The 24,330-nt window shown below is 59.1% G+C and carries 18 protein-coding genes; 9 read left to right on the forward strand and 9 right to left on the reverse strand.

The features are described from left to right. Positions 1–15 precede the first annotated feature (15 nt). The 5 genes from AC1RKH_RS14000 to kdgD all read right to left on the reverse strand — a co-directional run bounded on the left by AC1RKH_RS14000 (position 16) and on the right by kdgD (position 6,577). The gene (locus AC1RKH_RS14000) at positions 16–957 is read right to left on the reverse strand and encodes an AEC family transporter (RefSeq protein ID WP_493062470.1); all 942 of its coding nucleotides are present in this window, start codon (positions 955–957) and stop codon (positions 16–18) included. A 184-nt stretch (positions 958–1,141) separates the two neighbouring features. Beyond that, a complete protein-coding gene (garD, locus tag AC1RKH_RS14005; RefSeq protein ID WP_493062471.1) occupies positions 1,142–2,695 on the reverse strand; it encodes a galactarate dehydratase in 1,554 nt (517 codons plus the stop codon). Positions 2,696–2,706: 11 nt separating this feature from the next. After that, positions 2,707–4,065 carry an MFS transporter gene (locus AC1RKH_RS14010; protein WP_493062472.1) on the reverse strand — a complete coding sequence of 453 codons (1,359 nt, stop codon included), beginning with the start codon at positions 4,063–4,065 and terminating at the stop codon, positions 2,707–2,709. Positions 4,066–4,159: 94 nt separating this feature from the next. Further along, positions 4,160–5,605 (reverse strand): aldehyde dehydrogenase family protein, encoded by a 1,446-nt coding sequence (locus AC1RKH_RS14015; protein WP_493062473.1) that lies wholly within the window; start codon positions 5,603–5,605, stop codon positions 4,160–4,162. A 60-nt stretch (positions 5,606–5,665) separates the two neighbouring features. Then, the gene (kdgD, locus tag AC1RKH_RS14020) at positions 5,666–6,577 is read right to left on the reverse strand and encodes a 5-dehydro-4-deoxyglucarate dehydratase (RefSeq protein ID WP_493062474.1); all 912 of its coding nucleotides are present in this window, start codon (positions 6,575–6,577) and stop codon (positions 5,666–5,668) included. 236 nt (positions 6,578–6,813) lie between these two features. Here kdgD and AC1RKH_RS14025 point away from each other — a divergent pair, with 236 nt between their 5' ends. After that, the gene (locus tag AC1RKH_RS14025) at positions 6,814–8,433 is read left to right on the forward strand and encodes a phospholipase (RefSeq protein WP_493062475.1); all 1,620 of its coding nucleotides are present in this window, start codon (positions 6,814–6,816) and stop codon (positions 8,431–8,433) included. A gap of 14 nt (positions 8,434–8,447) precedes the next feature. Continuing rightward, positions 8,448–8,639 (forward strand): hypothetical protein, encoded by a 192-nt coding sequence (locus tag AC1RKH_RS14030; RefSeq protein ID WP_493062476.1) that lies wholly within the window; start codon positions 8,448–8,450, stop codon positions 8,637–8,639. Positions 8,640–8,805: 166 nt separating this feature from the next. Here the strand turns inward: AC1RKH_RS14030 and AC1RKH_RS14035 are convergent, their stop codons facing one another. The 4 genes from AC1RKH_RS14035 to AC1RKH_RS14050 form a co-directional block, all read right to left on the reverse strand. Next, entirely contained in the window at positions 8,806–9,555 is a 750-nt protein-coding gene (locus tag AC1RKH_RS14035) for a FadR/GntR family transcriptional regulator (RefSeq protein ID WP_493062477.1), read from the reverse strand. Positions 9,556–9,743: 188 nt separating this feature from the next. Next, positions 9,744–11,471 carry an ABC transporter ATP-binding protein/permease gene (locus tag AC1RKH_RS14040; protein WP_493062478.1) on the reverse strand — a complete coding sequence of 576 codons (1,728 nt, stop codon included), beginning with the start codon at positions 11,469–11,471 and terminating at the stop codon, positions 9,744–9,746. Between the two features lie 96 nt (positions 11,472–11,567). After that, positions 11,568–12,128, reverse strand: a complete 561-nt coding sequence (locus AC1RKH_RS14045) for a response regulator transcription factor (RefSeq protein WP_103315781.1) — start codon at positions 12,126–12,128, stop codon at positions 11,568–11,570. After that, positions 12,121–13,383 carry an ATP-binding protein gene (locus AC1RKH_RS14050; protein ID WP_123424250.1) on the reverse strand — a complete coding sequence of 421 codons (1,263 nt, stop codon included), beginning with the start codon at positions 13,381–13,383 and terminating at the stop codon, positions 12,121–12,123. The genes AC1RKH_RS14045 and AC1RKH_RS14050 overlap by 8 nt, the downstream gene beginning before the upstream one ends. 209 nt (positions 13,384–13,592) lie before the next feature. On the opposite strand from AC1RKH_RS14050, the gene AC1RKH_RS14055 reads away from it, so the two are divergent. The 7 genes from AC1RKH_RS14055 (at position 13,593) to AC1RKH_RS14085 (ending at position 24,328) form a co-directional block, all read left to right on the forward strand. After that, entirely contained in the window at positions 13,593–14,309 is a 717-nt protein-coding gene (locus AC1RKH_RS14055; protein WP_493062479.1) for an SIMPL domain-containing protein, read from the forward strand. A 287-nt stretch (positions 14,310–14,596) separates the two neighbouring features. Further along, positions 14,597–16,198 (forward strand): ABC transporter substrate-binding protein, encoded by a 1,602-nt coding sequence (locus AC1RKH_RS14060; RefSeq protein WP_493062480.1) that lies wholly within the window; start codon positions 14,597–14,599, stop codon positions 16,196–16,198. 258 nt (positions 16,199–16,456) lie between these two features. Then, on the forward strand, positions 16,457–18,082 hold the full coding sequence (locus AC1RKH_RS14065) for an ABC transporter substrate-binding protein (protein WP_493062481.1): 1,626 nt from the start codon (positions 16,457–16,459) through the stop codon (positions 18,080–18,082). A gap of 302 nt (positions 18,083–18,384) precedes the next feature. Further along, positions 18,385–19,986, forward strand: a complete 1,602-nt coding sequence (locus tag AC1RKH_RS14070; RefSeq protein ID WP_493062482.1) for an ABC transporter substrate-binding protein — start codon at positions 18,385–18,387, stop codon at positions 19,984–19,986. A gap of 170 nt (positions 19,987–20,156) precedes the next feature. Next, entirely contained in the window at positions 20,157–21,569 is a 1,413-nt protein-coding gene (locus AC1RKH_RS14075) for an OprD family porin (RefSeq protein ID WP_493062483.1), read from the forward strand. 78 nt (positions 21,570–21,647) lie between these two features. After that, positions 21,648–23,243, forward strand: coding sequence for an ABC transporter substrate-binding protein (locus AC1RKH_RS14080; RefSeq protein WP_493062484.1), 1,596 nt, complete (start codon positions 21,648–21,650; stop codon positions 23,241–23,243). A 74-nt stretch (positions 23,244–23,317) separates the two neighbouring features. Next, entirely contained in the window at positions 23,318–24,328 is a 1,011-nt protein-coding gene (locus AC1RKH_RS14085; RefSeq protein WP_054594031.1) for an ABC transporter permease subunit, read from the forward strand. Positions 24,329–24,330: the final 2 nt, after the last annotated feature.

The following is a 24,330-nucleotide window of genomic DNA, read 5'->3' on the forward strand; positions in this document are numbered from 1 at the left end:
CTGAAAACCTCGGGGTCAGATCCACCCGCCCCACTGCAACACAAAGATCCCGAGGTTGGTGGTCACCGCCGCCATCAACGTGGTAATGACGATAATCGCCGCCGCCAGTTCATGATTGCCATTGGCCGCACGGGCCATGACAAAACTGGCCGCCGCGGTCGGGCTGCCGAAGTACAGGAACAAAATCCCCAACTCCGCCCCGCGAAAACCCCAGAGCCAGGCGCCCAGCGTGGCCAGAATCGGCAAGCCGATCATCTTCACCAGGCTTGAACTCAACGCCAGATCACCGCTCTTGCGCAACGCCGCCAGCGACAGCGTGCCGCCAATGCAGATCAACGCCAGCGGCAAGGTCATCTGCGCCAGGTAGTTGCCGGAAGTCTCCAGCCAGCCAGGCAAGCCAATCTTGAAGTAAGCGAACGGCGCCGCAGAAATCACACTGATGATCAACGGATTGCTGACCACGCTTTTGCAGATGCTCCATGGATCGGACTTGATGACCGGGCTGTACACCGCCAGCACGATGGTCGACAGCGTGTTGTAAAACAGGATCACCAGCGCCGCGAGAATCGCCCCGAGGGAAATCCCGTAAGCGCCGTACATGCTCGCCGCCAGCGCCAGGCCGATCACCCCGTTATTGCCGCGAAACGCGCCTTGGGTGTAGATCCCGCGATCCTCTCGCGGGCAACGCCAGATCGCCCAGCCCCAGGCAATAGCGAACGACGCCAGAGTTGCCAGTGCGAAGTAGATCAGCAGCGCGGGTTTCAAGGCCGCGTGCAGGTCGGCGTGCAAGATGCCGAGAAACAGCAGCGCTGGCATCGTGACGTTGAACACCAGCGACGAGGCGGTGTGAATGAAGTCGTCGTTGATCCAGTTGATGCGCTTGAGCAGCACGCCCAAAAACAGCATGGCAAAGACCGGCGCAGTGATGTTCAGCGTTTCGAGAAAGATTGCCAGCATGCCGGGTGAACCTTGAGGGGCGTCGTTAGGGGGCTAATGATAAGCCACCGAGGACGCTGGCGTCTGGTAGACCGCCATCGCGAGCAGGCTCGCTCCCACAGTAGGTTGGTGTTGGTCACACTGTTTGTGATCGACAAATAACCAATGTGGGAGCGAGCTTGCTCGCGATGCAGGCGACGCGGTCTCAGGTGATGGGCGCCGGGTTGAACAAGGTAATGTCGTTATGCAGCTTGTGCTGCTCCGCCCACGTCTGCTTCCTGCCGCTGGCCACGTCCAGATAGAAGTGGAACAACTCCCAGCCCAATTCCTCGATGGAAGCGCGTCCCGTGGCAATCCGCCCGGCATCGATGTCGATCAGATCCGGCCAGCGTTGCGCCAGCTCGGTTCGGGTCGAGACCTTGACCACCGGCGCCATCGCCAGACCGTAAGGCGTGCCACGCCCGGTGGTGAACACGTGCAGGTTCATCCCGGCCGCCAGTTGCAAGGTGCCGCAGACAAAATCACTGGCCGGCGTTGCGCAGAAAATCAGCCCTTTACGCTTGAACCGTTCGCCCGGCCCAAGCACGCCGTTGATCGCGCTGTTGCCGGACTTGACGATTGAGCCCAGGGATTTCTCGACAATGTTCGACAACCCGCCCTTCTTGTTACCGGGCGTGGTGTTGGCACTGCGATCCGCTTCGCCCTTGGCCAGGTAACGGTCGTACCAGTCCATTTCACGCACCAGTTCCTGGGCGACTTCCTTGGTTTGTGCCCGCGAAGTCAGCAGATAGATCGCGTCGCGCACCTCCGTCACTTCGGAAAACATCACCGTCGCCCCAGCCCTTAGCAACAAATCCGAGGCATAACCCAGTGCCGGGTTGGCGGTGATTCCGGAAAACGCATCACTGCCGCCGCACTGCATGCCGAGGATCAACTCGGACGCCGGCACCGTTTCGCGGCGGCGCTGATCGAGTTTCTTCAAACGGATTTCAGCCAACGCCATGATCTGCTCGATCATCTCGCTGAAACCGTGACTGGAATCCTGCAAGCGATACAACCACGGCTCGCTGAGGTCCACCGAGCTGTCGTTCTCGTGCATCACCTGCCCGGCCTGCAATTTCTCGCAGCCCAGACTGATCACCAATGCTTCGCCGCCCAGGTTCGGGTTGCGCGCCAGGTTGCGCACAGTGCGGATCGGGATGTAGGCGTCGGTGGCAGTAATCGCCACCCCGCAGCCGTAGCTGTGGGTCAGCGCGATCACGTCATCGACATGCGGATACTTGGGCAACAACTCGTCCTTGATGCGCTTGACCGCATGATCGAGCACGCCGGTCACGCATTGCACCGTGGTGGTGATCCCGAGAATATTGCGCGTGCCGACAGTGCCATCGGCGTTGCGATAACCCTCGAACGTAAAGCCTTCCAAAGGTGCTTGTGCGGCGGGTACTTCAGTGGACAGCGGCAGGCTGTCCAGCGGTGGCGCGGTGGGCATGCGCAGTTGATCTTCCTTGACCCAACTGCCACGCGGGATCGGCTGCAAGGCGTAACCGATGGTCTGGCCGTAACGAATCACCCGGCCACCTTCGGGGATATCTTCCAGCGTCACCTTATGGCTTTGCGGCACGAACTCCACGGTCACCAAGCCGTCCGGGAACTCAGTGCCGGCCGGTACGCCCTGGTCATTGACCACGATCACCACGTTATCGCGCTCGTGCAGCCGGATGTAGCGCGGTGAGTCGGAATGTTCAATCAACTGCATGACGCCGCTCCTCAGGAATGCGCTTGAGACACTTTGTTCAGTTCAGGGCTTTTGCTCGGCGGCTCTTTGAGCACCACGCGTTTGATCGGCCCGACGATGACCAGGTAGCTGAACACCGCGACCAGCGCGTTGCAGCCGACAAACACCAGCGCCCATTTGAACGAACCGGTAGAACTGATGATGTAGCCAATCACGATCGGTGTGGTAATCGAGGCGATGTTGCCGAACATGTTGAACAGCCCGCCACTCAAGCCGGCGATCTGTTTTGGCGAGGTGTCGGAAACCACCGCCCAACCCAGCGCACCCACGCCTTTGCCGAAGAATGCGAGGGCCATGAAGCCCACGACGATCCATTCGATATCCACGTAGTTGCAGGCCACGATGCTGGTCGACAGCAACAGCCCGCCGATGATCGGCGCCTTGCGGGCGAAGGTCAGCGAGTGGCCCTTGCGCAGCAGGTAGTCGGAAATGATCCCGCCCAGCACACCACCGATGAAGCCGCAGATCGCCGGCAACGAGGCGATGAAACCGGCCTTGAGAATGGTCATGCCGCGTTCCTGCACCAGGTACACCGGGAACCAGGTCAGGAAGAAATAGGTGATGCCGTTGATGCAGTACTGGCCCAGGTACACGCCGAGCATCATGCGGTTGCTCAGCAGTTGGCGCACGTAATCCCACTTCGGCCCATCGGCGCGTTTGCCCTGGTCCTGATCCATATCGACCAGGCCGCCGTTGTCGGCGATATGCTTGAACTCGGCGTCATTGATCATCGGGTGCTGGCGCGGGCTGTGGATAATTTTCAGCCAGACCAGCGAGAACACGATGCCGATCCCGCCCATCACCACAAACACGTGCTGCCAGCCGAAGGTGTAGACGATCCAGCCCATCAGGGGGGCAAAGATCACCGTGGCAAAGTACTGCGCCGAGTTGAAAATCGCCGAGGCGGTGCCGCGCTCAGCCGTCGGAAACCAGGCCGCGACAATGCGTGCGTTACCAGGAAAGGACGGCGCTTCGGCCAGCCCCACCAGAAAGCGCAGCATGAACAGCGCGACGATGGCGGTGGAGACGCCGAACTCACCGACATAGCCTTGCAGCACAGTGAACAGCGACCAGGTGAAGATGCTCAGGGCATAGACTTTTTTCGAGCCAAAGCGGTCGAGCAGCCAACCACCAGGGATCTGACCGGCGACGTAGGCCCAACCGAATGCGGAGAAGATGTAGCCGAGGGTGACGGCGTCGATGCCCAGGTCCTTTTGCAGGCTGGAGCCCGCAATGGCGATGGTGGCACGGTCGGCGTAGTTGATCGTGGTCACCAGAAACAGCATGAGCAGGATTAAATAGCGGACGTGGGTCGGCTTGGTCGCTTGCATGTAGATGTACTCCCACTGATTATTTTTATGCGCGGGTGAATCATTTATATCGGTTGGCGGCATCCGGTAAAACCGGATGCCGCGGTGTTGCGTGTTACGAACCTACATAGGAAGTCTTCACCACGGTGTAGAACTCCTGCGCGTAGCGACCTTGCTCCCGCGATCCATAGGATGAACCTTTTCGCCCGCCAAAGGGCACGTGGTAATCGACACCGGCGGTCGGCAGATTGACCATCACCATCCCGGCCTGGGAGTGGCGCTTGAAATGGTTGGCGTACTTCAACGAGGTGGTGGCAATACCCGCCGACAAACCGAATTCGGTGTCGTTGGCCATGGCCAGCGCCGCGTCGTAATCGGCCACCCGCACAATATTCGCCACCGGGCCGAAGATCTCTTCGCGGCTGATACGCATGGCAGCTTCACTGTCGGCAAACAGCGTTGGCGCGAGGTAATAGCCTTCGGTGTCGCAGGTCACCAGGCCGCCACCGCTGACCAGTCGTGCACCTTCGGACTGGCCGATGTCGATGTACTTCAAGTCCTGTTCCAATTGCGCTTGCGAGACCACCGGGCCGATGTCAGTGCCGCTCCTCAAGGCATGCCCGACCTTGATCGACTTCATCCGCTCAGCCATGGCCTCGACGAATTTGTCGTGAATCCCGGCGGTGACAATCAAGCGGCTCGAGGCCGTGCAACGCTGACCGGTGGAATAAAACGCGCTCTGCACCGACAGCTCGACGGCTTGTTTGAGATCGGCATCGTCGAGAATGATCTGCGGGTTCTTACCGCCCATTTCCAACTGCACCTTGGCCTGACGCGACACACAGTTGACCGCAATCTGCCGACCCACGCCGACCGAGCCGGTGAAGCTGATGCCGTCGACTTTCGGGCTGTTGACCATGGCATCGCCGATCACTCGACCGCTGCCCATTACCAGGTTGAACACCCCGGCCGGGAAACCGGCGCGGGAGATGATCTCGGCCAATGCCCAGGCGCAACCCGGCACCAGTTCCGCCGGTTTGAGCACCACGCAGTTGCCATAGGCCAGCGCCGGGGCGATCTTCCATGCGGGAATGGCAATCGGGAAGTTCCACGGAGTAATCAGACCCACCACGCCAAGGGCTTCGCGGGTGACTTCAACGTTGACGCCCGGACGCACCGACGGCAGGTAATCGCCGGACAGACGCAGGCATTCGCCAGCGAAAAACTTGAAGATGTTGCCAGCGCGGGACACTTCGCCGATGGCTTCGGGCAGAGTCTTGCCCTCCTCCCGTGCCAGCAAGGTGCCGAGTTCTTCGCGACGCGCGAGGATTTCGCTGCCGACTTTATCCAGCGCATCGCTGCGCGCCTGAATGCCCGACGTCGACCAGGCCGGGAACGCGGCACGAGCAGCGTCGATGGCGGCGTTCACCTGAGCCGGGTCAGCCTTGGCGTATTCGCCAATGACATCGGACAACTCGGACGGGTTGATATTGGTCGAGTAGTCGGCACCGGCAACCCATTGGCCGCCGATGAAGTTGTCGAATCGTTTTACGTCTGCCACGAAGCCTCTCCTTACGCAGGAGGCCGCTGACTGCTCAGCGGCCCTGGTTGATTCAGCGGGTTATTGCGCGCCTTGCTTGTCCATCAGCGCCGCGAGCATTTCGAACTCTTCTGGCGTCAGGTCAGTCAGCGGGGTACGTACGGGACCTGCGTCGTAGCCGGCGATTTTCGCGCCCGCCTTGACGATGCTCACCGCGTAACCCGACTTGCGGTTACGGATGTCCAGGTACGGCAGGAAGAAGTCATCGATCAGTTTGCCAACGGTAGCGTGATCGTCGCGAGCGATGGCGTGGTAGAAATCCATCGCCATTTTCGGCAGGAAGTTGAACACCGCCGAGGAGTAGACCGGTACGCCCAGCGCCTTATAAGCAGCGGCGTAGACTTCGGCAGTCGGCAGGCCGCCGAGGTAGCTGAAGCGATCACCGAGGCGGCGACGGATCGACACCATCAACTCGATATCGCCCAGGCCATCCTTGTAGCCGATCAGGTTCGGGCAGCGCTCGGCCAGGCGTTCCAGCAACGGCGCGGTCAGGCGGCAGACGTTGCGGTTGTAAACCACCACGCCGATTTTCACCGATTTGCACACCGCTTCAACGTGAGCGGCAACGCCGTCCTGACTGGCTTCGGTCAGGTAATGCGGCAACAGCAACAGGCCTTTGGCGCCCAGACGCTCGGCTTCCTGAGCGTATTCGATGGCTTGGCGTGTAGAGCCGCCGACACCGGCAAGGATCGGCACGCTGCTGGCGCAGGTGTCGACCGCGGTCTTGATGATTTCCGAATATTCACTGGCCGCCAGGGAGAAGAACTCACCGGTGCCGCCCGCGGCGAACAAGGCCGAGGCGCCGTACGGGGCCAGCCATTCGAGACGTTTGATATAGCCCGCGCGATGGAAATCGCCCTGAGCATTGAGGTCGGTGACCGGGAAGGACAGCAAGCCGGAAGAGAGGATGGACTTCAGTTCTTGTGGATTCATTATTCGAACACCCTGGACGCACGTTGTGATGAGAAAGCTCGTTCAGCCTTGGCCGAAGTTGTAAGTCATCGTACAACTTAAAATACAACCGTCAACTGCATTTCATCGCCAGATGGAAAATCAGAATAAGAAAAAACACTTCCTTGACGTAGGAAAGTTTACAGCTAAACTCGGCAACAACTGTATATACATACAGTTATTCGAGATTCAACCTACGACATATCAAGGAGCTAGAAATGTCAGGTCTACACACCCAATCGCAGGAAAACCTCAAGCACGACGGCCGGATCATTGCCGATCTGGATGACCTTTTTACCGAACACGGGATTGCCGTTTCCGGTGACGGCGATCACCTGACGCTGATGACTCACAGTCATCACAGCCTCAAACATCACGTACTTGGAGCGCCTGGAAAATCGCCGAAAACCGAGCCTGCACCTCGTTTCGAAGGCGGCGAACACACCGCCATCGGCGATGGCACCCTGCTGCGCTTCGTCAAGGACGCACCGGCAATTGCGGCCTGGCAAGTGCCATTGCACCTGCCCAACGGCCTGGCGCTGACCTACGGCCAGATCGTTTCGTTAGGCGGTGATTTCTACGGCATTCCCGACCAGCCAATTTGCGATGGCGCGACTCCGGTTGATCGCATTCAGCGTTTCACCGCTGCATTCAACTCGCTGGCCGTGCTGCCGGCGTCGCGAGCAGAAGCCGGGTTGATTCTCGGCGTGATGCAGAAGGAAATCAGCGCAGCCAATCAGGCAATCAGAGACGGCAAACAACCTCATGAGGTCTACGACGCCCTCGGTGATACGTTGTCCGAAGAGTGGAACAAGATCACCGGTGGCGGCAGTTTCGTCTCGGCGCTGTTTCCCTTGGGGCGTTATCTGAAGCTGGCAGCGAACAACGCCGACCATTTTGGCGAATGGGCCTTGCTGGCGTACATCGCCGGGCACACCGCCGCCCTGCAACAGGCCGTTCTGGCGCGTAACAGTGGCGATGACAAGCAGTTGGAACTGGCCTACGCGATGAACGCTTTTGCCGACCACTACCTGACCGACCTGTTCTCTGCCGGACATCTGCGGATCCCGCGCAAACAACTGGCGGCGGTGGTGACGCCGAGTGACCTGGGTTCGCTGATTACCCGTTTCATGCACGATGAGGACAGCAAATACGGCCTCAACGTGAACAACGCCAACGGTGATCAGTGGCATGCCTACGGCGACAAACGCTATTTCGATTCGGTCGACAGCGCCAATCGCAAACAGGTCAAACTTGCGGTACAACGCTCGGCCGACGAAGTCTTCGAAACCTTCCTCAGCGGCGTGATGCCTGCCCCTTCCAACTACATTGCGCTGAAATACCTGCCAGACCTCAACGCCGTGAAAAAACCGGCGGGTAACTTCTCCGGGTTATTTGTTCTGGACGGCAACAAGGTGTTGCGCCGCAGCGACGTCAACAACCTCAACGACAGCAACCGAATCGACAACTGGTGGGGCTGGAGCACCTACCTGTTGCTCAAGGACTACACACCGAACAAACCCGCCGGCTACCTGGAATCCCCCTCCGCAGCACCGACGATCCAGGCCGACGGCTGGCAGAGCCACACGCCCGGCGAACCCAACTGGTTGCCAGGCAACGCCGTGCGTTACGCCTTCAGCTACATCAACGGTTTGAACGAGTCCTACATCGGCCCCTGGTCGGTTTACCTTGAGCTGAGCGAACGCTTCCAGCCGACGCTGAACGTGCCGGGTAACGGCGCCTCTCGGAACATCTTCCGCCAGTTCCGTGGCGGCTCGCCGGAGCTGATCGGCTCGATCGACGCCCCAGCCACCACCTTCATTGACCGTAACGCCTGATAAGGAAATCACTGATGACTATCAATCTGACACTCGAACTGGCCTCGGGCCAATCCCTCAACGGCGCCCCGCTGGAACTGCTGGCCAATGGCGTATCGATTGCGCGGGCGGTTGCGGATGACAAGGGGAACGTAGCGTTTAACGCCAAACCTGGAGCCGCGAAACTGGCGGTGAGGGTGGATCGTTCGATCCTCAAGACTGGCTGAAGTTATAGCGAACGGGCTGCCGACCCCATCGCGAGCAAGCTCGCTCCCACATTTGATCTCCGGTGTTCACAAATAATGTGTTCACAAAAAATCTCATGTGGGAGCGAGCTTGCTCGCGATAGCAGTCTGTCGGGCGACAAATTCCTTCCGCCTGGACCTCCAAAACCTACCCGCGCTGCGCCTCTGCCTCTTCATGGGCGTGGCGCAGTCGTTCACGGCTGTTGGTCAGGTGCAAACGCATGGCTGCACGGGCTGCATCCGAATCCTGGCGGGCGATGGCGTCGTAGATTTCTTCGTGCTCGCGGGCCAGACGACTCATGTAGTGCTGCTGGTCGTCATGGGCCAGACGCGCGGAATTGAGCCGGGTGCGCGGAATGATGCTGGTGCCCAGGTGGGTCATGATGTCGGTGAAGTAGCGGTTGCCGGTGGCCAGGGCAATCTGCAAATGGAACTGGAAGTCCGACGCTACCGCATCGCCTGCGTGGGCTGCGCTTTCGTTCAAGGCATCCAGCGCTGCGCGCATCAAGGCCAACTGCTCGGGGCTACGGCGTTGTGCAGCAAGGCCCGCGGACTCGACTTCGAGGCTGATGCGCAACTCCAGAATCGCCAGCACATCACGCAGGGTCACCACGGTGGCTGGATCGATGCGGAAGCCGCTTGGGCTCGGCGTGTCGAGCACAAACGTGCCGATGCCGTGACGGGTTTCAACCTGCCCTGCCGCCTGCAAACGCGATATCGCTTCGCGCACCACGGTGCGGCTGACGCCATGAGCCTCCATGATCGCCGACTCGGTGGGCAACTTGTCGCCACGCTTGAGCATGCCGTCGCGAATCTGCTCGGACAGCACCGTCACCAGTTCCTGCGCGAGGCTGCGGCGCTTGCGGGGTAAGCGAGGGGCGTCGATCGGGTTTTCCATGGTGAACGTCTATCTCAAGCAAACGGTTAAGCACGCATCATAGCGCAGCGCGGTTGTACGATCACTGCCTGAGAACATCATCTCCTGTGGGAGCGAGCTTGCTCGCGATAGCGGAGTGTCAGACACTTTGATGCTGGATGTCAGACCGTCATCGCGAGCAAGCTCGCTCCCACAGGGGTTTATGGTGTTTAGGCGGTAACGGTCTGCTCCAGCAGATGGCCGCTGTCGATGCGCACATGCCGTGGATGGAAGCGTTTCAGACTGCTGCGATGCCCGACGCTGACGATGCTCAGGCCTGGCAAGTGATCGATCAACGCCTGATACAGCGACGCTTCATCTTCTTCATCCATCGCCGAGGTCGCTTCGTCCATGTACAGCCATTGCGGCGCATAAAGCAGCGCACGGGCAAAGGCCAGACGTTGCTGCTCGCCCGGCGACAACAGGCGTTGCCAGTGATTGGCTTCGTCGAGACGCGACACCAGATGCGGCAAACGGCAGGCCTCCAGCACCTGCACATAGCGCTCGTGCGGGTAGGTGTCGCCAGACAGTGGATAACTCAGGGCTTCACGCAGGCTGCCAATCGGCAGATACGGCTTTTGCGGCAGGAACAGATAGCGCGCGGCCGGCAGGCGAATATTGCCGTGACCCATAGGCCAGAGCCCGCCCATCGCCCGCAGCAAGGTACTTTTGCCACTGCCGGAACGACCACTGAGCATCAGCCGGTCGCCTTGTTCCACGGTCATGTCGGCGTTGGTCAACAAATGACGACCGTCGGCCAGGTCGAGGCCCACATGCTGCACCTTCAGCTCATCGCCCTGATGCTGCACATCAATGGCCGGCTGGCGCTCTTCATTTTCGCTCATGGCCTGACGGAAACTCAGCAAACGGTCGCAGGTGGCGCGCCACGAGGCGAGCTCCGAGTACGCGCTGATAAACCAGCTAAAGCTCTCCTGGACGTTGCCGAAGGCCGAACTGATTTGCATCAGTTCACCGAGTTCGATCTTGCCGGCGAAGTAGCGCGGCGCCGCGACCATGAACGGGAAGATAATCGCGATCTGGCTGTAACCGGAAGTAAAGAAGGTCAGGCGCTTGGACACTTTCATGATGTCCCAGAAGTTGTGCCAGACCTTGCCGAACCGTGTGCTCAAGCGCTGCTGTTCGTTCTGTTCGCCGTTGTACAAGGCGATACTCTCGGCGTTTTCACGAACCCGCACCATGGAGAAACGCAGGTCGGCTTCGAAGCGTTGTTGCTGGTTGTTCAGACCTATCAAACGGCGACCGATCAAATGCGTCAGCCAGCTACCGACTGCCGCATAGACCACCACGCACCAGAACATGTAGCCGGGAATGGTCAAACCGAACACTTCGATGCTGCCCGACACGCCCCACAGGATGATCGAGAACGACACCAGGCTGACGATATTGCGGATCAGGCCCAGCCCCAAAGCCAGGGTATTGGAAGTGAAGTTGTTGAGGTCTTCGGAAATCCGTTGGTCCGGGTTATCGGTGTAACCGCCCTGCTCCAGCTGGTAGTAATTCTTGTCGCCGAGCCAGCGGGCGAAGTGCTTCTCGGTGAGCCAGGCCCGCCAGCGAATCGTCAGCATCTGAGTCAGGTAGAGCCGGTACACCGCGCCGACAATCGCCACCGCCGCAATCGCGCAGAAATACAGGATCAGTTGCCAGAAGGCCGCTTCGTCCTTTTTTTGCAGGGCGTTGTAGAAATCCTTGTACCAGGTGTTGAACCACACCGAGATCCCCACGCTGATTAGTGATAGCGCAATCACCGCGATCAGCAGCGTCCAGGCCTTGCCCTTCTCCTCACTGTGCCAGTACGGCGTGATCATCTGCCAGACACGGCGAAAAAACTGCCCGCGCACAGCGTCGTTGACCGCGGAATATTCAGCGTTCTGATTCATGGTTCAGACTCGATAAAGAAAAGAACAGGCACGAACCGATCATAGATGATCGGCCCGGGTTATCGCGAGGTCTGCTGATAACCGTTCAGCGCCGGTTCAGCGGCGAACGGGGCGTTTCTGCAGTTTTCGCTGCAGAGTGCGCCGGTGCATGCCCAAGGCGCGGGCAGTGGCGGAGATGTTGCCTTCGTGCTCGGTGAGCACGCGCTGGATGTGTTCCCATTGCAGGCGGTCCACCGACATCGGGTTTTCCGGCACCAGGGTGTCGAGGTCGGCGTGCTCGGACAGCAGCGCCGCCAACACGTCGTCGGCGTCGGCCGGTTTGCACAGGTAGTTGCAGGCGCCGCGCTTGATCGCCTCGACGGCGGTGGCGATGCTCGAGTAACCGGTGAGGATCACCACGCGCATTTCCGGGTCGAGTTCGAGCAGCTTGGGCAGCAGCACCAGGCCCGAATCGCCGTCCATTTTCAGGTCCAGCGCGGCAAAGTCAGGCAGATCGGCCTGAGCGATGGTCAGGCCTTCTTCGGCAGAGCCTGCGGTGCTGACCCGAAAGCCACGGCGGCTCATGGCGCGGGCCATGACGCGGGTGAATGTTGCGTCGTCGTCTACCAGCAACAAATGCGGCAGGTCTTCGCCTTCGACTTGAATCTCGTCACTCATGTTCGTCTCCTCGGGCGACACGGGGCAGGCGCAGCTCGGTGAGCGTACCGCCTTCCTCATGACTGTAGAGTTTCACTGAGCCGCCAGCGCGTGTCACGCTGGCCTTGCTCAAAAACAGGCCCAGGCCGAAACCTTTGCCCTTGGTGGTAAAAAACGGCTTGCCGATCTGTTCGGCTATCGCCAGCGGCACACCGGCGCCATGGTCGCGAATACTGATGGTCAGCTCGAAGGCATCCCAGTTCAGCGTCACTTCCAGCCCTTCGGGGCAGGCATCGGCGGCGTTGTTCAGTAAATTCAGCAAGGCCTGGGTCAGGTCCGGCGGCGGCGCCAGACGTGGTTCATCGCCAAGCCCCAGACGCCGTAAGCGATAGGTCGCTTCGGGACGCATCAGGTGCCAGCGGTTGAGGGCTTCATCGAGCCAGACGCTGACGCCCTGCATCTCCACCGCGAGCCGACGATTGGCTTCGGCAGCGCGAACCAGCTGCTGCAAGGTCTCTTTGCACAGCTTCACCTGATCCTGCAGCACCCTCAAGTCATCTTGCAGCAACGGGTCGTGATGGTCTTGCTGCATTTCCTTGAGCAGCACGCTCATGGTCGCCAGTGGCGTACCCAATTCGTGGGCGGCACCGGCAGCCTGAGTCGCAACGGCCAGCAGTTGCTGGTCGCGCAGGCCTTCTTCACGGCGAATCGCCCGCAGTTCTTCCTGACGACGCAGCTCTTCAGCCATCCGCGCGGCGAAAAAAGTGATCACCGCCGCGGCCAGGGCAAAACTCAGCCACATGCCGTAGATCTGCATCTTTTCCCGGTACATCGGGAACGTTTCCAGCGGGTAAAACTGCGCCAGCAACAAGGTGTACATCGCCAGTGCAATGCCGGAGAGAACCACCGAATAGCGCCACGGCAGCGTGACGGCGGCGATGGTCAGCGGCACCAGGTAATAGGACACGAACGGGTTGGTCGAACCGCCGGAGAAATACAGCAGCGCGCTGTGGATAAACAGATCGCAGGCCAGTTGCACGGCGTATTCGAGCTCGGTCACCGGCCACGAGGTGCGTAAGCGGATCGCGGTAAAGGCACACAGCAGCATCGAACAACCGAGGGTCGCCGCCAATTGAAACCACGGCAGCGGCAGCAGGTTGAACCAGTAGGCGAGCCCCACCGAACCGGCCTGGGCGGCCAGCACCAGGGTGCGGATGAATGTCAGTCGCCAGAGGTTCTGGCGAGTCGCGGAAAGCAGTTGTACGGGGGCGAGCATGAGCTCTCCTGATGAGCGCTCCAGGCGGATCGCGTCGAGTATAACCAAGCGAGGGCCCCGACAGGCAAAAGTGCGGCAAAGCGCCACAGCTTCGGCCCGGATCATCTGTATAGAAGTTGTAACCGGCTGAACCCGACAATAAAAGCTAGAGTCTGATGGTTTCACGCAGGTTCGGACCACAACCCCTGCGCATCATCCAAGGAGCTTTCATGAACACATTGCGCCGCAGCGCCGCCCTTCTCGCCCTCAGTGCCGGTACCCTCGCCAGCCTGCCGGCATTGGCCGCCGACGAACTTCACTACAACCAGATTTCCCTGCGCGCCGAAGTCAGCCAGGAAGTGGCCCGCGACCTGATGATCGTGACCCTCTACACCGAAGAACAAAACACCGACCCGGCGAAACTCGCCGCCGACGTCAGCACCACCATGAACAAAGCGCTAGGCCAGGCCAAACAGGTCAAAGACATCACTCTGCGTCAGGGCAGCCGTCACAGCTACCCGATCTACGACACCAAGGGCCAGAAAATCACTGGCTGGCGTGAACGCGCCGAACTGCGCCTGGAAAGCTCGAACTTCGCTGCGCTGTCCAAGCTCACCGGCGAACTGCTGACCGACCTGAAAATGGGCGGCATGGACTTCGCCATCGCCACCCCGACCCGCAAGGCCAGCGAAGATGCGTTGCTCAAAGAAGCCGTCACTGCCTTCAAGGCCCGCGCCCAACTGGCCACCGATGCACTGGGCGGCAAGGGTTACAAAATCGTCAACCTGAACCTCAACAGCAACGGATATCCACAGCCTTACTTGCGCGCGCCAATGATGATGAAAGCCGCGGGCATGGACTCGGCACCGGTGACCCCGGAAGTCGAAGCCGGCACCAGCCAGGTCAGCATGACCGCCGATGGTTCGATTGAAGTGTTGATGCCGTAATCCGCTCAGATCACCTGTAGGATCTGCCGCAGGCTGCGATCTTTTGATCTTTTGGCGTTTGCAAGGATGCCGAAGATCAAGAGATCGCAGCCTGCGGCAGCTCCTACGGGAGATTTGGCGCTCATCAGAGGTGCGTAGATACCGATAGCGCCACAGTCGACTACAAGACCAGTGCCTCGCTGTGTATGCCATAACAGAGGGGTCCCCCTAACAAACGGATATTTCCGCGTCCCCCATCAACAACGCTACTCTCCAGAAAAAGCCGCCGCCAAACCCTCGGGGACTCCATGGATAGAATCACCGTCAAACCGCTTCTGCTTGCCTTCATCCTCGCCACCATCGCCCCATTCGCCCAGGCTACAACCACCCTGGTCTACTGCTCCGAAGCCAGCCCTGCCGGCTTCGACCCCAGCCAGTACACCAGCGGCACGGATTTCGATGCGTCGGCCGAAACAGTGTTCAACCGTCTCACCCAATTCAAACGTGGCGGCACCGAAGTCGAGCCGGGGCTGGCGACGAGTTGGGAGGTTTCCAGCGATGGCCTGAGCTACACCTTCCACCTGCGCGAAGGGGTGAAGTTTCATACCACCGACTACTTCACGCCGAGCCGCGATTTCGACGCGGACGATGTGCTGTTCACCTTCCAGCGCTTGCTCGACCCCGAAAATGCCTTTCGCAAGGCCTACCCCGCCGAGTCGCCGTACTTCACCGACATGGGCCTGAACACCACGATCAAAAGTGTCGACAAGGTCGACGAGCACACGGTGCGCTTTCGCCTGAACAACATTGACGCCGCGTTTGTGCAGAACCTGGCGATGAGCTTCGCGTCGATCCAGTCCGCCGAGTACGCCGCGCAGTTGCTCAAAGAGGGCAAGGCCGCTGACCTCAACCAGAAGCCGGTCGGTACCGGGCCATTTGTGTTCAAGCGTTATCAGAAGGACTCGCAGATCCGTTACAGCGCCAACCGCGCCTACTGGAAACCCGAGGACGTGAAACTCGACAACCTGATTTTCTCGATCACCCCGGACGCCGCCGTGCGCCTGCAAAAACTCAAGACCGGCGAATGTCAGGTCAGCGGTTACCCGCGCCCGGCCGACATCGAAGTGATGGAGCAGGACCCGAATCTGCGGGTGCTCAAGCAAGCCGGCTTCAACCTCGGTTTCCTCGCCTACAACGTGACCCACCCGCCGCTGGATCAGCTCAAGGTTCGCCAGGCGCTGGACATGGCGATCGACAAGCCCGCAATCATCAAGGCCGTCTACCAAAGCGCCGGGCAACTGGCGCAGAACGCCCTGCCGCCGGCGCAATGGTCGTATGACCCGAACATCAAGGACGCCCCCTACGACCCGACCAAAGCCCGTGCGCTACTAAAAGAAGCAGGGGTTGCACCCGGTACCACCATCAATTTGTGGGCGATGACCGTGCAACGCGCCTCCAACCCGAATGCGCGGATGTCGGCGCAGATGATCCAGCAGGACTGGGCCAAGGTCGGCATCACGGCCAACATCGTCAGCTATGAATGGGGCGAGTACATCAAGCGCGCCAAGAACGGCGAGCACGACGCGATGATCTACGGCTGGACCGGCGACAACGGTGACCCGGATAACTGGCTTGGCGTGCTCTACAGCTGCGCCGCGGTGAAAGGTAGCAACTACGCCAAGTGGTGCGACCCGGCTTACGACAAATTGATCCAGAACGCCAAGGTGTCCACTGACAAACAGCAACGGGTCAATCTGTACCAACAGGCACAGAAAATCCTTAAGCAACAGGTGCCCATCACCCCGATTGCGAACTCGACGGTGTTCCAGCCACTGCGCAAGGAAGTCGTGGACTTCAAGATCAGCCCGTTTGGCCTCACACCCTTTTATGGCGTAGGTATAAATAAGTAACACCACGCTCCGGCCGGGTGCGCCAAGCGCCCAGGACGCACCTCTATGGTGCGTCGTTTGCACCGAAAAAAACGACTGCAAACGGTCAAATGCGTCAACATTTATACATATGCGACATTAAGGTACGTTCGTGCCACTGTTTAAGGCTTGTAGCCATTCGGCATCTTGCATTGGGTATGGGCCCTGCATAAGTATCCGCAGGTCGACTCACGAGGTCGTCCTCTAATTCCAAAAATGACAACAAATCATGAGGCCACCATGCTTAAACACGCGGTCATTCCGTTTTTAGTCGGCGCAAGCTTGTTAGCTAGCGCACCTTTCGCCCAAGCTGCGACTAACCTGGTGTTTTGCTCCGAAGGGAGCCCGGCCGGTTTCGACCCTGGTCAGTACACCACCGGAACCGACTTCGACGCCTCTGCAGAAACCATGTTCAACCGTTTGAGCCAGTTCGAACGTGGCGGCACCGCCGTTGTTCCTGGCCTGGCCACCAGCTGGGACATTTCCCCGGATGGCCTGACCTATACCTTCCATCTGCGTGAAGGCGTCAAGTTCCACACCACACCGTATTTCAAGCCGACGCGTAACTTCAACGCCGACGACGTGCTGTTCACCTTCAATCGCATGATTAACAAGGATGACCCGTTCCGTAAGGCCTACCCGACCGAATTCCCGTACTTCACCGACATGGGGATGGACACCAACATCACCAAGATCGACAAAGTCGACGAGCACACCGTCAAGTTCACCCTCAAAGAAGTTGATGCCGCGTTCATCCAGAACATGGCCATGAGCTTCGCTTCGGTCCAGTCCGCCGAGTACGCTGCCCAGCTGCTCAAGGAAGGCAAAGCCGCCGACATCAACCAGAAGCCGGTCGGCACTGGTCCGTTCGTGTTCAAGAGCTACCAGAAAGACTCCAACATCCGCTACACCGGGAACAAGGACTACTGGAAGCCTGACGACGTCAAGATCGACAACCTGATCTTCGCCATCACCACCGACCCGTCGGTGCGTATTCAGAAGCTGAAAAAGAACGAGTGCCAGATCACTCTGTTCCCACGCCCGGCCGACCTGAAGGCGCTGAAAGAAGACAAGACTCTGAAGGTGCCTGACCAGGCTGGTTTCAACCTGGGTTACATCGCCTACAACGTGATGGACAAGATCAAGGGCAGCGATCAGCCGAACCCGATGGCTCAACTGAAAGTGCGTCAGGCACTGGACATGGCTGTCAACAAACAGCAGATCATCGACTCGGTTTACCAGGGTGCGGGTCAACTGGCGGTCAACGCCATGCCGCCAACCCAGTGGTCTTACGACACCACCATCAAGGATGCGCCGTACAACCCTGAGAAAGCTAAAGAGCTGCTCAAGGAAGCCGGCATCAAGGAAGGCACCGAGATCAACCTGTGGGCGATGCCGGTGCAGCGTCCTTACAACCCGAACGCCAAACTGATGGCTGAAATGCTGCAGTCCGACTGGGCCAAGATCGGTATCAAGGCCAAGATCGTGACCTATGAGTGGGGCGAGTACATCAAGCGCTCCAAAGGCGGCGAAAACGGCGCGATGCTGATTGGCTGGAGCGGCGACAACGGTGACCCGGACAACTGGCTGAACGTGCTGTTCGGCTGCGATTCGCTGCAGGGCAACAACTTCTCCAAGTGGTGTGACAAGAAGTTTGACGGCATCGTGAAAGAAGCCAAGCGCACTACCGATCAGGCCAAGCGCACCGAACTGTACAAACAGGCGCAACACGTCCTCAAAGACGCCGTTCCAATGACACCTATCGCTCACTCGACGGTGTTCCAACCCATGCGCGACAACGTGCAGGACTTCAAGATCAGCCCATTTGGCTTGAACTCCTTCTACGGCGTCAGCGTCAGCAAATAGGGTTTTGCAACGGCGACGTCCTTGACGTCGCCGCTGCCTTATCTGCCAAGACAGCTGGAATTCGCCTACTTCCCAAACCACTGCGGACTACTGCAGCGGGTTTAGGACGTGTCGCCTTTTCCTACCTGTTTTTCAGGCCTTACGCATTTACCGCCTGACCTTCGACTCATACCGTCGGGGTACGGCCGTTTTTTCGCTGCGGCTGGCAACTGCTGAACCCATGGCTTTGGATCAGTGATGTCTGCACGTCCCAGGACGGGACGATGACGCACTGTTTAACACCTAAAAAGAGAGGGAGCGTCATGCGTCATACCTTGGTTTTATCCGCATTGCTGGGCACTAGCCTGTTGGCCGCCACGTCAATCAGCCAGGCCGCCAACAACAGCCTGGTGTTTTGCTCCGAAGGCAGCCCGGCAGGTTTCGACACCGCGCAGTACACCACTGCAACCGACAACGATGCCGCCGAACCGTTGTACAACCGGCTGGCCGAGTTCGAAAAAGGCGCTACCAGTGTCGTACCGGGCCTGGCCACCCGTTGGGATATTTCCGAGGATGGTCTCAAGTACACGTTCCACCTGCGCGAAGGGGTGAAATTTCACAGCACCAAGTACTTCACGCCGAGCCGCGATTTCAACGCCGACGACGTGTTGTTCACCTTCAATCGCATGCTCGATGCCGAGCATCCATTCCGTAAGGCTTACCCGACCGAGTTTCCATACTTCAACGGGATGAGCCTGAACAAGAACATCGCCAAGGTCGAGAAGACCGGGCCGCTGACCGTGGTCATGACCCTGAACTCGGTAGACGCCGCGTTCATTCAGAACATCGCCATGAGTTTCGCCTCGATTCTCTCTGCCGAATACGCCGACCAGTTGCTCGCGTCCGGCAAGCCGAGCGATATCAACCAGAAGCCGATCGGCACCGGGCCGTTCGTGTTCAAGAGCTACCAGAAAGATTCCAACATCCGCTACACCGGCAACAAACACTACTGGGACCCGAGCCGGGTCAAGCTTGACCAACTGATTTTCGCCATCAACACCGATGCGTCGGTGCGCGTGCAGAAGCTCAAGAAAAACGAATGCCAGATCACCCTGCACCCACGCCCGGCCGATGTCGACGCGCTGAAAAACGACCCCAAGCTGCAGCTCATCGAGAAGCCTGGTTTCAACCTCGGCTACATCGCCTACAACGTGCGGCATAAACCCTTCGACCAGCTCGAAGTGCGCCAGGCGCTGGACATGGCGGTGAACAAGCAAGGGATTCTCAAGGCGGTGTACCAAGGTGCCGGCCAACTGGCGGTCAACGCCATGCCACCGACCCAGTGGTCCTACGACGAAACCATCAAAGACGCCGCCTACAACCCGGAAAAAGCCAAGGAATTGCTCAAGGCTGCCGGGGTCAAGGAAGGCACCGAGATCACCCTGTGGGCGATGCCCGTGCAGCGTCCATACAACCCGAACGCCAAGCTGATGGCTGAGATGCTTCAGTCGGACTGGGCGAAAATCGGCCTGAAAGTGAAGATCGTCAGCTACGAATGGGGCGAGTACATCAAGCGCACCAAGAATGGCGAGCATGACGTCAGCCTGATCGGCTGGACCGGCGACAACGGGGACCCGGACAACTGGCTGGGCACCCTGTACAGCTGCGACGCGATTGGCGGCAACAACTACTCCATGTGGTGTGACCCGCAATACGACAAGCTGATCAAGCAGGCCAAGATTGTCACCGACCGCGAGCAACGCACGGTGCTCTACAAACAGGCTCAGCAATTGCTCAAGCAGCAAGTGCCGATCACCCCTGTCGCCCACTCGACGGTTAACCAGCCGTTGAGCGCCAAAGTCGAAGGATTCAAGGTCAGCCCCTTCGGCCGTAACGTTTTCTCGGGTGTCAGCATCGACCAATAACTGATTAACCAGAACCCTGAGGGCGATTTTCGCCCTCGCGCAAAGGTGTTGCCTGAATTCGGCGAACACGCCAAATGCAAACGTTTGCGATGCGTGAATGAGTTCAAAACCAAATAGCCGGATCACCAAAAAAGACCGGCATTAAAAAAAGAAAGAAAGGAGCTTCACCCATGAGACTGAGCAGCACCGCGATATTGGCCTTGGCCATCAGCAGCGTCACCGCCACGGCTTACGCAGAAACCCAGAGCCAGGAATTCACCCCGGTTACGGTCAACACCAGCAGCGCGCAAGCCGATGCAACAGGCTTTGTCGAAGGTCAGAAGATCGACGGCAGCACGCGTAACTGGTACGCCAACGAACAACTGAAACGTGGCGGCAAGTTCACCTACCTCAAAGACGGTGTGGCGACGCCAACCGACCGCCGTATCAACTGGGTTCAGGGCACGATCGTCAAGTACAACTCCGGCTTCACTCAGGGCACCATCGGTGTCAGCACTGAAGTGGCTGCCTACAACGCCGTGGCACTGGATCGTGATCACAAGGACCTGGCGTCCAACAACGGCGGTGCACCGGGCTCTCGTCCAGGCGCAGGCAACAACCGTACCCTGACCAAAGAAGGCGGCGATGCCCAAGGCCAGTGGAGCAAACTGGGCCTGGCCAACGTCAAGTTCCGCGTATCGAACACGACGCTGACCGCCGGTCGCCAGAATTTCAGCACTCCGATTGTCGACACCATCGGTAACCGTGCATTGCCTTCGAGCTTTGAGGGTGTGAGCCTGCACAGCGAAGAGCTGAACAACCTGTCGTTCGACGCAGGATCCTTTGACCGCGTATCCCCGCGGACCGAAGAGAGCCTGTCGAAATTCCGTACCGAGTACACCAACAACAAGGCCGAAACCGATCGCGTGAACACCGCTGGTCTCAACTATCAGCCGTTCAAAAGCCTGAAGACCAGCCTGTACGTCGCGAACGTCGAGGACTTCTGGAATCAGTACTACTTCGGCGCCACCCACGAACTGGGCGATAGCTCGGTGCTGGGCCTGACCACCGGCCTGAACTACTACAAGACCCTCGACACCGGCAAAAAGGAAATGGGCAACATCAACAACGATGCCTACTCCGTGTCGTTCGGTCTGACCCACCAGGCTCACAGCCTGACGTTCTCCTGGCAGCAAATTGCCGGTGACGAGTACTTCGACTACCTGCACGAAACCAACGGCATTTACCTGGCTAACTCTCTGCTCTCGGACTTCAACGGCCCGAACGAGAAGTCCTTCCAGATCGCCTATGGCCTGAACATGGCTGAATACGGTGTGCCAGGCCTGAAGTTCAACATCTACCAGGCTCGCGGCTGGGGCATCGACGGTACGCACTACACCGGCACCGCCTATGACGTGAAAAACATGGATGGCGAGCACCACTATGAATACGGCATCGGTGCTTCGTACGCCGTACAGAGCGGTCCACTCAAGGCCACCACAGTTCGCGCGACCTACACCGCGCACCGTGCGAGCGAAAACCAGGCTGACGGCAGTCTCAACGAGTTCCGTCTCGTGACCACCATCCCGTTCAACATTTTGTAAAAACGCTGCCAAACGGCTGACTCATGACGAGTTGGCCGTCTGGTTTTTTCCTGTTCAACCGATTGCAGAGGGCTCTTGATGAAAATGCTTCCCCTACGTGCGGCCATCGCCGCCGCGCTGCTGAGTGTCGCTATCGGCGCCTCGGCCAAACCCTTGGTGGTCTGTACCGAAGCCAGCCCGGAAGGCTTCGATATGGTCCAGTACACGACTGCAGTCACAGCCGATGCGGTGGCTGAAACCATCTTCAACCGACTGGCGGACTTCAAGCCCGGTACCACTGAGGTGATTCCGGCACTGGCCGACTCTTGGGACATCAGCGAGGACGGTCTGACCTACACGTTCCACTTGCGCAAAGGCGTCAAGTTTCACACCACCGATTACTTCAAGCCGACCCGCGACATGAATGCCGACGACGTGGTCTGGAGTTTCCAGCGTCAGCTGGACCCGAAACACCCGTGGCACACCAAGTCGAGCGTGGGCTTCCCGTACTTTGAAAGCATGGGTTTCAAGGAACTGCTCAAAAGTGTCGAGAAGGTTGACGACAACACGGTCAAATTCACTCTGACCCGCCGCGAAGCGCCATTCCTCGCAGACGTTGCCATGGCGTTCGCCTCGATCTACTCCGCCGAGTACGCTGACCAACTGCTCAAGGCCGACAAGACCGGCGACCTGAACAGCAAACCGGTCGGCACCGGCCCGTTCATCTTCCAGCGTTACGCCAAGGACGCTCAGGTCCGCTTCAAGGCCAACCCGGAGTACTTCCGCGGCAAGCCACCGGCAGACGCGCTGATCCTGGCCATCGCCACCGACAACAACGTGCGCCTGCAAAAGCTCAAGGCCAACGAATGCCAGGTCGCACTGTATCCCAAGCCCGATGACATCCCGAGCATCAAGAAAGACACCAACCTGAACGTCGATGAAATGGACGCGATGACCGTCTCCTACATCGCCATGAACACCCAGCATAAATACATGAGCGACGTGCGGGTCCGTAAGGCGATCGACATCGCTTTCGACAAGGCAGCCTACGTCAACGCGCTGTTCGGCAAAAATAACGCCACGGTGGCGGTCAACCCGTACCCGCCGACGCTGCTGGGCTACAACCACGACCTGAAAAACCCACCCCGTGACCTCGACAAGGCCCGCGCCCTGCTCAAGGAAGCGGGCGTGCCGGAGGGTACTGTGCTGACCCTGTTCACCCGTAACGGTGGTGGCCCGACCAACCCGAACCCGATGCTCGGCGCACAGATGATGCAAGCGGACCTGGCCAAGGTCGGGATCAAGCTCGACATTCGCGTCATGGAATGGGGCGAAATGCTCAAGCGCGCCAAAAACGGCGAGCACGACATGGTTTCTGCCGGATGGGCGGGCGACAACGGCGACCCGGATAACTTCCTGACGCCTAACCTCAGTTGCGAAGCAGCGAAGAACGGCGAAAACTACGCCCGCTGGTGCAATGAGAAGTTTCAGACGCTAATCGATGAAGCCCGAGCTAAAGTAAACCCTGCCGAACGCACAGCGCTCTATGAACAGGCCCAACTGATTTTCAATCAGGACCAGCCATGGATCAGCATGGCCCACACCCGCATGTTCACCGCAATGCGCAACAACGTAGAGGGCTACCACATTAGCCCCCTTACCACTAATAACTTCGCCACCACCCAGGTGAAGTAGATAAGAAAACGCCCGGCAACGTTGACCCCAACGCTGCCGGGAACGCCTAACCGGCTGATGAGGTACACCAGAAGATGTTTAGTTTTATTGCCCGCCGATTGGGATTATTGATCCCCACGTTCTTCGGCATCACCCTGCTGACTTTCGCGTTGATTCGCATGATTCCCGGCGACCCCGTGGAAGTCATGATGGGAGAACGTCGGGTCGATCCCGAAATGCATGCTCAGGCAATGGAACGCCTTGGTCTGAACAAACCGCTGTACGCCCAGTATCTGGACTACATCGGCAAACTGGCCCACGGTGACCTGGGTGAATCCCTGCGTACCCGTGAAAGCGTATGGACCGAGTTCACCTCGCTGTTCCCGGCAACTCTGGAACTGTCCATGGCGGCCTTGCTGTTCGCTGGCGTTCTCGGGCTATTGGCCGGGGTGATCGCGGCGCTGAAGCGAGGGTCCCTATTCGACCATGGGGTAATGGGCATCTCCCTTGCCGGGTATTCGATGCCGATCTTCTGGTGGGGTCTGATCCTCATCATGTTCTTCTCGGTCTCCCTGGGCTTGACCCCGGTGTCCGGACGGATCGACCTGCTTTACGACATCGAGCCAAGAACCGGCTTCATGCTCATCGACACCCTGCTGGCCAATGACACTGGCGCGTTCTTCGACGCCCTGCACCACCTGATTCTTCCGGCCATCGTGCTCGGCACTATCCCGTTGGCGGTGATCGCCCGGATGACCCGCTCCTCGATGCTCGAAGTCCTGCGTGAAGACTACATCCGCACCGCCCGGGCCAAAGGCCTGTCGCCGTCGCGCGTGGTGTTCGTTCACGGCCTGCGCAACGCCTTGATCCCGGTACTGACCGTGGTCGGCTTGCAAGTCGGCACATTGCTGGCCGGTGCGGTTCTGACCGAAACCATCTTCTCCTGGCCCGGTATCGGCAAATGGCTGATCGAAGCCATTGGCGCCCGGGACTACCCAGTGGTGCAAAACGGAATCTTGTTAATCGCCTGCCTGGTGATTCTGGTCAACTTTGTAGTGGATATTCTTTATGGCTTCGCAAACCCACGCATCCGTCACCAGCGCTGAGA

This window comes from Pseudomonas sp. GW822-FHT06B12 (genome assembly GCF_058799675.1).